This is a genomic window from Shewanella sp. 10N.286.54.B9 (assembly GCF_041468565.1).
Classification (GTDB): domain Bacteria; phylum Pseudomonadota; class Gammaproteobacteria; order Enterobacterales; family Shewanellaceae; genus Shewanella.
The window spans coordinates 128371-136880 of record NZ_JBFRIY010000014.1 but is presented as its reverse complement, the minus strand read 5'-3'; the positions used below and the strand labels follow the sequence as shown (position 1 = coordinate 136880).

General features: G+C 44.2%; 5 protein-coding genes. All 5 read left to right on the top strand.

Annotated features, from left to right (window positions below; genetic code table 11):
• Window positions 1-373 precede the first annotated feature (373 nt).
• The 5 genes from AB4135_RS04630 to AB4135_RS04610 all read left to right on the top strand — a co-directional run bounded on the left by AB4135_RS04630 (window position 374) and on the right by AB4135_RS04610 (window position 8468).
• Window positions 374-1459, top strand: coding sequence for an efflux RND transporter periplasmic adaptor subunit (locus tag AB4135_RS04630; protein ID WP_371990712.1), 1086 nt, complete (start codon window positions 374-376; stop codon window positions 1457-1459).
• A 12-nt stretch (window positions 1460-1471) separates the two neighbouring features.
• Window positions 1472-4681: an efflux RND transporter permease subunit gene (locus AB4135_RS04625; RefSeq protein WP_371990710.1), complete on the top strand. Its 3210-nt coding sequence runs from the start codon at window positions 1472-1474 to the stop codon at window positions 4679-4681.
• A gap of 78 nt (window positions 4682-4759) precedes the next feature.
• Window positions 4760-4972: a DUF2892 domain-containing protein gene (locus tag AB4135_RS04620; protein WP_371990708.1), complete on the top strand. Its 213-nt coding sequence runs from the start codon at window positions 4760-4762 to the stop codon at window positions 4970-4972.
• A 109-nt stretch (window positions 4973-5081) separates the two neighbouring features.
• Entirely contained in the window at window positions 5082-5465 is a 384-nt protein-coding gene (locus AB4135_RS04615; RefSeq protein ID WP_371990722.1) for a rhodanese-like domain-containing protein, read from the top strand.
• A 573-nt stretch (window positions 5466-6038) separates the two neighbouring features.
• Window positions 6039-8468, top strand: coding sequence for a S8 family serine peptidase (locus AB4135_RS04610; RefSeq protein WP_371990706.1), 2430 nt, complete (start codon window positions 6039-6041; stop codon window positions 8466-8468).
• Window positions 8469-8510: the final 42 nt, after the last annotated feature.

Here is an 8510-nt window from a genome sequence, read left to right as displayed (position 1 = left end):
AAAGCTTAGCTGGCTAAGTGAAAAGCTCATAACACCGTAATAGAAGCATTGAATCGAACCCAAAGGGCCGCGTTTCTTGGCTATTTTTACTGTGTTGTAGACTATTTGTGGAGAATAACTAAACGGCATAGCCTCCGCCTTGTCAAAATAGCCAATAAACTGCGGCAAAAACAACCGTGAAAGATCAACAGCCCCTAGTCATAAAAGAATAAACTGTGGTAAAAAAACCGTGCAAGAACGCCTCCCCCTAGTGTCGCCAAAAGTCGCTTAGCACAATCATTTGATTGTGCTTTTTTGTAACCACCACCAGTTCATCGTATTTTTCTAATGAATAGTTATTGCACCAACAACAAACATCCATTAGAATAATCTCATGGATGTTTTTACGGTTTATAGAATTATGACGGCTTACCTTTCTCCTTCACTGGCATTACTGCTTTTATCGTTGCTACCCAATCTGGCATTTTCTGCTTTGGCTGGTGAAGCACCTGCGGTCAACAATGATTCAACGGTAATGGTTAGCTACCAGCCCTACCCTAATTGGGTTGCGTTAGATGCCGTTATAGAGCCGACTAAAGCAGCTACAGTCTCTGCGCAAACATCTGGACGGATCGTAAAACTCAATTACGATGTCAATGATATTGTCGCTGAAAATGCGGCTCTGCTAGAGATAACCAGTAAAGAGCAAGGTGCGCAGTTGGCCAGCGCTGAAGCTGAGTATGCCAAAGCTAATGCTCAAAATATTGAAGCGCAAGCACAATTGAAACGTTATAAAACCCTCTTTCCTCAAGGTGCGATATCTGAAGGTTCGATGGATGAAGCCGAGGCAAATGCCAAGTCAACGCAGCAAGCAGTAAGCGCCGCTAAAGCTGGGATAATTCAAGCAACCGAATCGTTAAAGTACACAGCTGTCAGTGCACCTTTTGCTGGTGTCGTCACCAAAAGACATGTCGAGCAAGGTGAAACGGTTAGTCCTGGGCAAGCACTCTACTCTGGTTACTCTTTAAAACAGATGCGCGCTGTCACGCAAGTCCCCCAACGCTATATCAATGCTTTGAAATCACATCCTCAATTCAAACTCACCTTGGCAGATGGCACCGAGGTAATAAGTGACAAATTAAATCTGTTTAGCTTTGTAGACCCAGTCAGTCACAGCTATAAAGTGCGCATTGAGCTTCCGAATAACATCGACGGTCTGATTCCTGGTAGCTTGATTAAAGCACAATTTGTCAGTGGTCAGCGACAGACGATGTTTATTCCGGGATCAGCACTGATCACCATCAACGATCTGACGGGCGTCTACTTGCAGCAAAATGACAAATGGGTACTCAATCAGATCAGGTTAGGTCAACAAGATGGTGATAGCTTTGAAGTCTTAGCAGGCCTATCCAACGGTGATGTTATTGCAACAGATGCTTATCAAACCTTATTGCGCTTGCAAAAGCAGTCTAAGCCATAAGGAGCTAAGAAGATGACGGATAAAAATAATTTAGGGATCTCAGGCAGAATTGCTGTAGCTTTTCAGCTCAGTGCTATTACCCCCTTACTGGCATTACTGGCTTTACTGCTTGGCCTCTTCGCTGTGGTAGTCACTCCTAAAGAGGAAGAGCCACAAATTGATGTTACGTTTGCTGACGTTTATATTCCTTTTACTGGCGCGTCACCTGCTGAAGTTGAAAGTTTAGTCACCCTACCAACCGAGCAAATAATTTCAGAGCTAAAAGGCATTGATACTCTTTACTCATTCTCGCAGCCAGATGGCGCGATGTTTATCGTCATCTTTGAAGTGGGTGTAGCCAGAAACGACGCTATCGTTAAACTCTATAACCAAATATATGCCAATTTGGACAAATTGCCCTTAAATGCAGGTGTGGGTGAACCACTGATTAAACCTCGTGGCATTGATGATGTGCCTATTGTCAGTTTAACCCTTTGGTCAAAAGATACCGCGATATCAGCAGAGCAACTCACTCATGTTGCCAACGGTTTAGAAACCGAACTTAAAAGGATCCCTGGAACGCGGGAGATAAATTCAGTCGGTTCGCAACAGCTAACCGTCAATGTCCGTATTGATCCGATTAAAATGAACTACTACGGCGTCTCTTATGATGAAATCAATAATCGATTAAGCAGTAATAACCATGTCTCTATGCCTGCTTCTCTGGTACAGCAAAATCAACAGATTAAAGTACAAACAGGCCAGTTCATCAACAGTATTGATGATGTCAAACAGTTGGTGATTGCTATTCGCAAAGACAGTGATGCTCAAGCTGCGCCGGTTTTTCTCGCTGATATTGCTGACATCACTTTAAAAGCAGATATTCCGACTCAGACTGCATGGCATGGCGATAAAGACAATATCTACCCCGCCGTCACCATTGCCATTGGCAAGCAACCTGGCGTTAACGCCGTTGATATCGCCGATACCATTATTGAACGCCTCGATAAAGTCGATAATATTTTATTGCCTGACGCCGTCAATATTTCAGTATCTCGTAACTACGGCGAAACCGCTGGCAATAAAGCTAACACACTTATTTTAAAGCTGATTTTTGCAACCTCTGCAGTAGTGGTGTTAGTACTACTCACCATGGGCTTTAGAGAAGCATTAGTGGTTGGCATTGCTATTGTCATTACGCTTGCGCTGACCTTATTTGCCTCTTGGGCTTGGGGTTTTACCTTAAATCGGATCTCACTGTTCGCCCTTATCTTCTCGATCGGAATATTGGTGGATGACGCCATTGTGGTGGTAGAGAACATTCATCGTCATATGGCGATGGGTAAAAGAAGCTTTAGCGAGCTCATCCCCATTGCTGTAGACGAAGTCGGTGGACCAACCATTCTGGCGACCTTTACTGTCATTGCAGCATTGTTACCAATGGCATTTGTATCAGGACTTATGGGACCCTATATGAGCCCTATTCCGATAAATGCCAGTATGGGCATGCTCATCTCTCTTGCCGTTGCCTTTATGGTAACTCCTTGGCTCAGCCGTAAACTGTTAAAACACGAAGAAAGTCAGGCTGGTAATAAGACGACGAAGCAAGAAACTGATCACGACGGTTTAATGATACGCACCTTTAACCGTTTAATTGGACCGTTTGTAACGGGCATTAATGCTAGAAAGGCGCGCTTTGGTTTAGCCGCCGGGATCTTCGTCCTGATCGCTATTGCCGTTGCACTGCCTATCGGTAAGTTAGTGGTTCTGAAAATGCTGCCTTTTGACAACAAGTCTGAATTTCAGATTATGGTCGATCTACCAGAAGGTACGCCAGTAGAACAAACCCAGAGAACCTTAAAAGCACTCGCGCAGCACTTAAACACTGTTGAGGAAGTTGATAACTATCAAATCTATGCAGGCACCAGCGCACCAATGAATTTTAATGGCTTAGTACGCCACTACTTTCTACGACAAACCCAGGAACTTGGTGACATTCAAGTCAACCTAGTTGATAAACAACATAGAGACAGAGACAGCCACAGTATTGCTCTTGCTGTTAGAGGGCCGCTGCAGCAGATAGCTAAGCAATATAACGCCAATGTCAAAGTAGTAGAAGTGCCACCTGGGCCACCTGTTTGGTCACCAATCCTCGCTGAAGTTTATGGCCCCAGTGAAGCGATTAGAGAAAAAGCAGCCAACCAATTACAAGACCTATTCCATCAAACTACTGATGTTGTAGATATCGATATCTACCTACCTGCAGCGCAGGCCAAGTGGCAAGTTAATATAGATAGAAGCAAAGCGAGCTTGCTTGGCGTTGAATATAGCCAAGTGGTCGATCTCGTGGCCACCAGCGTTGGCGGTAAAGATATTAGTTACATGCATATGCCCAAGCAAAAATACCCTGTTCCTATACGTATACAGCTGAAAGAAGCAGATAAGTTCAACTTAGAGCAGGTAATGAACCTCACGATTAAAAACAGTGAAGGTCAAGCGATTGCGATGTCTGAGTTATTGCATATTCAACAAGGTACTATCGATGCACCAATAATCCATAAAAATATGATCCCGATGATCATGGTGGTTGCCGATATGGCTGGCCCACTCGATAGTCCGCTATACGGTATGTTTGATATGGTCGGTAAAATAAACGCCGCTGACGGCCTTGGCTTTGAACAGCACTATATTAATCAACCGACCGGGCTCGACAGCGTCGCAATACTGTGGGATGGCGAATGGAAAATCACTTATGAAACATTTCGAGATATGGGGATTGCTTACGCTGTCGGCATGATTGCAATATACTTACTGGTCGTCGCACAGTTTAAGTCTTATACCGTGCCCCTCATCATAATGGCACCTATCCCGCTGACCGTGATAGGTGTTATGCCTGGCCATGCTTTACTTGGCGCACAGTTCACAGCAACCTCGATGATCGGCATGATTGCGCTTGCAGGAATAATCGTTCGAAATTCAATCCTGCTGGTCGATTTCATTCACCAAGAAACGGCTGCAGGCGTACCGTTTGAACAAGCCGTTATTCACTCCGGCGCAGTGCGAGCCAAGCCTATTATGCTGACGGGAATGGCCGCCATGATCGGTGCCCTTTTCATTCTCGACGACCCTATTTTCAATGGCTTAGCGATCAGTCTTATTTTCGGCATATTAGTTTCGACATTGCTGACGTTAGTGGTAATCCCAGTCCTTTACTACGCGGTGATGAGAAAGCGCTATCAATAACCCGTTGTTATACCGCGTGCCTATAGTCGGCACGTAGTATCAAATTAAAGTAACTTTAACACTGTGAGAGGTAACACTATGTCTTTAGAACGCGCCATAATGGCTTTTGCTGGAATGATGATCTTGCTTTCACTAGCCTTAACCTTATGGGTTAATCACAACTTCGTCTGGTTAACCGTATTTGTTGGGGCAAACTTAACTCAGAGTGCCTATACTGGGTTTTGTCCTGCTGCAATGGTGTTGAAGAAACTCGGCTTTAAAACTGAAGCACAATTAGCAACAGAAAGTTAGTGGAGATAGATGTTAATATGTAAAAAAGCAAGAGCTGTTAACCAGTTATCGATATAATGCTCTATCAACCAGTTTTAAATTATTATAAAAAGGAAAATTGATGAGTAAGATGCTTAGACAACAGTCTCTAAAATCAAATGCCATTGTTTTTGTGGTAGTAGCTGCTTTACTATTTATGTTTAGCAAACTCGCACTTGCTGCAGATCAAGATGCTGAGCAAGCTTGGCAAAAGATTGATGCCGGCGCTTTAGTTGTCGATGTACGAACCGCAGAAGAGTTTCAGCAGGGTCATCTACCCAACGCTATCAATATTCCTTTTGAGCAGATAACAACTGTATTTGCAGATAGAAAAATTGCTAAAGACAAATCAGTGGTTGTGTACTGCCGCAGTGGTCGCCGTAGCGGTATTGCTAATGAAGCACTGAACAGTGCCGGCTACACTAACATCTATAATGGTGGCGGTTACCAAACGCTAAAGCAGCAACACAAATAACTCAGCTTGCTACATACCCCGTTCTGAGGCCACATATTGTGGCCTTTGCTTTTAATAATCCCCCTCGATACCAAAGCTAGCAAAGGCTATAACACTAAAATCAATGCTTTTCACAACCCTAACCAGATCATTACACCTAAAAATACTGCAATTCCAGTGGATAACCCCGCAAAAACGTTCGATAACGAATACTAACCTGCCCCATCAATTCCAAATAAGTATAAGTTATTACTAAAGTTGCATTCTTATTTATAACTGAAACATCAATAACTTACTTATAAACTTCTATGTGAAAAGTAAATGGATACTAAATACAATAATAATGAGGCGTTTAGCCAAAAGCATAAATAGCTGTTACTAATGACTTTTAAGTCAAATAAAGCCACCTAACAAGAATAACAATTCACGTAAAGAATTCTATCCACATTTTTATGAAAGCCCTTTCATTGATTCACAATTATTTTACAACTGTAACAACTGTAGATACATTCTTAATCGCAGCCAGTCCTCGGATTGGTAACTGCAAATACTATAAGAAACAACCAAATATCCTGATTAACATGGAAGACAGTTATGACTACAAGTAAAGTAACAACAGCATTAAGCCTGTCCGTTCTGGCACTTTCGATCTCAGCAAGTGTTAACGCAGCTCCTTCATTCACTCCTGGTTTACACAACAGTGCCGCACAATTGAATAGCGAAAACCCGCTACCTAAGCGTTATATCGTTAAATTTAAAACGGCAGATGCAGCAGCTGGATTTTCAATGGCCACAAACGCTATTGACGATGCAGAATATCAACCACGAGCTAACGAAGTCTTTTCTCACTTCCGTGCGCTAAACAGCGTCTCAGCCAAAGAGATGAAGCGCATTGGTCGCAGTAATAGCTATACCGTTAAGTTAGATAGCAAAAATATTCAAGCACTAAGATTCCGTGCCGACGTTGATTATGTAGAAGAAGATGTGCCTCGTCGCCTGCTAAGTGAAACCACGCCTTGGGGTCAAACCTATGTTGGTGCAACGACGTTAAGTGATAGTCAAGCGGGTAACCGCACCATCTGTATTATTGACTCTGGCTACGACCGAGGTCATAACGATCTTAATGCCAACAATGTAACTGGCACGAATAACTCAGGAACAGGTAACTGGTTTGATCCTGGTGCAGGTAATGCTCATGGTACTCACGTAGCCGGAACCATAGCAGCAATCGCCAATAATGAAGGTGTGGTTGGTGTAATGCCAAACCAAAATGCCAATATTCATGTCATTAAAGTGTTTAACGCATCAGGTTGGGGATACTCATCATCTCTAGTGTCTGCCGTTGACACTTGTGTGAACAATGGCGCCAACGTAGTGACCATGAGTTTAGGTGGTGCAAGCTCTAGTAACACAGAGCGAAATGCCCTTGCTGCTCATGAAAGCAATGGCGTATTACTTATCGCTGCCGCGGGTAACGATGGTAATAGCACTCACAGCTACCCTGCATCTTATGATGCTGTAATGTCAGTAGCTGCAGTTGATAGCAATAAAGACCATGCCGCATTTTCGCAATATACCAACCAAGTTGAAATCTCTGGTCCTGGTGAAGCAATCCTTTCAACCGTGACTCGCGGTGAAGGTCGTTTAGCCGATATCACCATTGGTGGTCAGTCATATTTCGACAACGGTGTGGTACCGCACAACCGCTATGTTCAATCTGGATCGAGCCACGTGCCAACTCCTCTTATTGGTAGCGCTACCGCTACGCTCGCTGAATGTACAGTAAACGGTAGTACTTTCAATTGTGGCAACATGAGCAACAAAATTTGTCTGGTTGAACGTGTAGGCAACCAAGGTGCTAGCTACCCAGAAATTGACGCTGTTAAAGCCTGTAACTCAGCTGGCGCCAGTGGCGTTATTGTTTACAGTAATACTACCCTTCCTGGTTTGCAGAATCCTTTCTTAGTCGATAGCAATAACGATGCGCCTATCGTATCGGTGTCGGTTGATCGTGCTACTGGTCTTGCTCTGCGTAATCAAATCGGCGCGACAGTAACTGTCGAAAATACAGATAATGAAGATTACGAATACTACAACGGTACATCAATGGCTACGCCGCATGTATCTGGTGTAGCGACACTGGTTTGGAGTCATCATACAGAATGTAGCGCAGCACAAGTACGCGCAGCACTTAACGCAACAGCGGAAGATTTAGAAACAGCGGGTCGCGATAACAATACAGGCTATGGTCTAGTTGATGCTGTTGCAGCAAAAGCTTATCTCGATGAGTCTTGTACTGGTCCAACCGACCCGGGTACTGGTGGCAGCGACAACGTGCTCGTTAATGGCGTGACTAAGTCAAACTTAGCGGGTGCGAGCTCTGATGAACTTCATTATTCAATTGATGTTCCAGCGGGCGCAACCGACTTGAGCTTTGCTATGAGCGGCGGTACAGGTGATGCTGACCTTTATGTTCAATATGGAGCAGCACCGACCACAGCAACCGGTGGTTATGATTGCCGTCCATGGAAAACAGGCAACAACGAGTCATGCCCAATCGACACCGTACAATCTGGTACTTACTATGTGATGATTCAAGGCTATAGCGCATTTAGCGGTGTGAATCTTGTTGCTAACTTTACAGAAGATAATGGCGGTGGCACTGGTGGAACGGGCGGAGCTGCAACTTACACCAATAACAGTAGCTACAGCATTCCAGACAATAGCAGCGCCGGTGTCACTAGTACTATCGCCGCAGCACGTACGGGTGATTCTGGAACCGTTACCGTGAAAGTCAACATTAGCCATACTTATATTGGTGATTTGCAAGTCGAGCTTCATAGCCCAAGTGGCCAAGTAGCGGTATTGCATGACAATGCAGGTGGCAGTGCTAACGACATAGTAAAAACCTATACCGTTGATATGACGGGTGCGGACTCTGCAGGTAATTGGCAGCTAAAAGCCGTAGACAGTGCAAGACGCGATACCGGTACAATCAACTCGTGGGAGCTAAGCTTCCAGTAACCCTAGCGCGATTGTTAATTGTGTATTTTGAGAGCCTTAGTT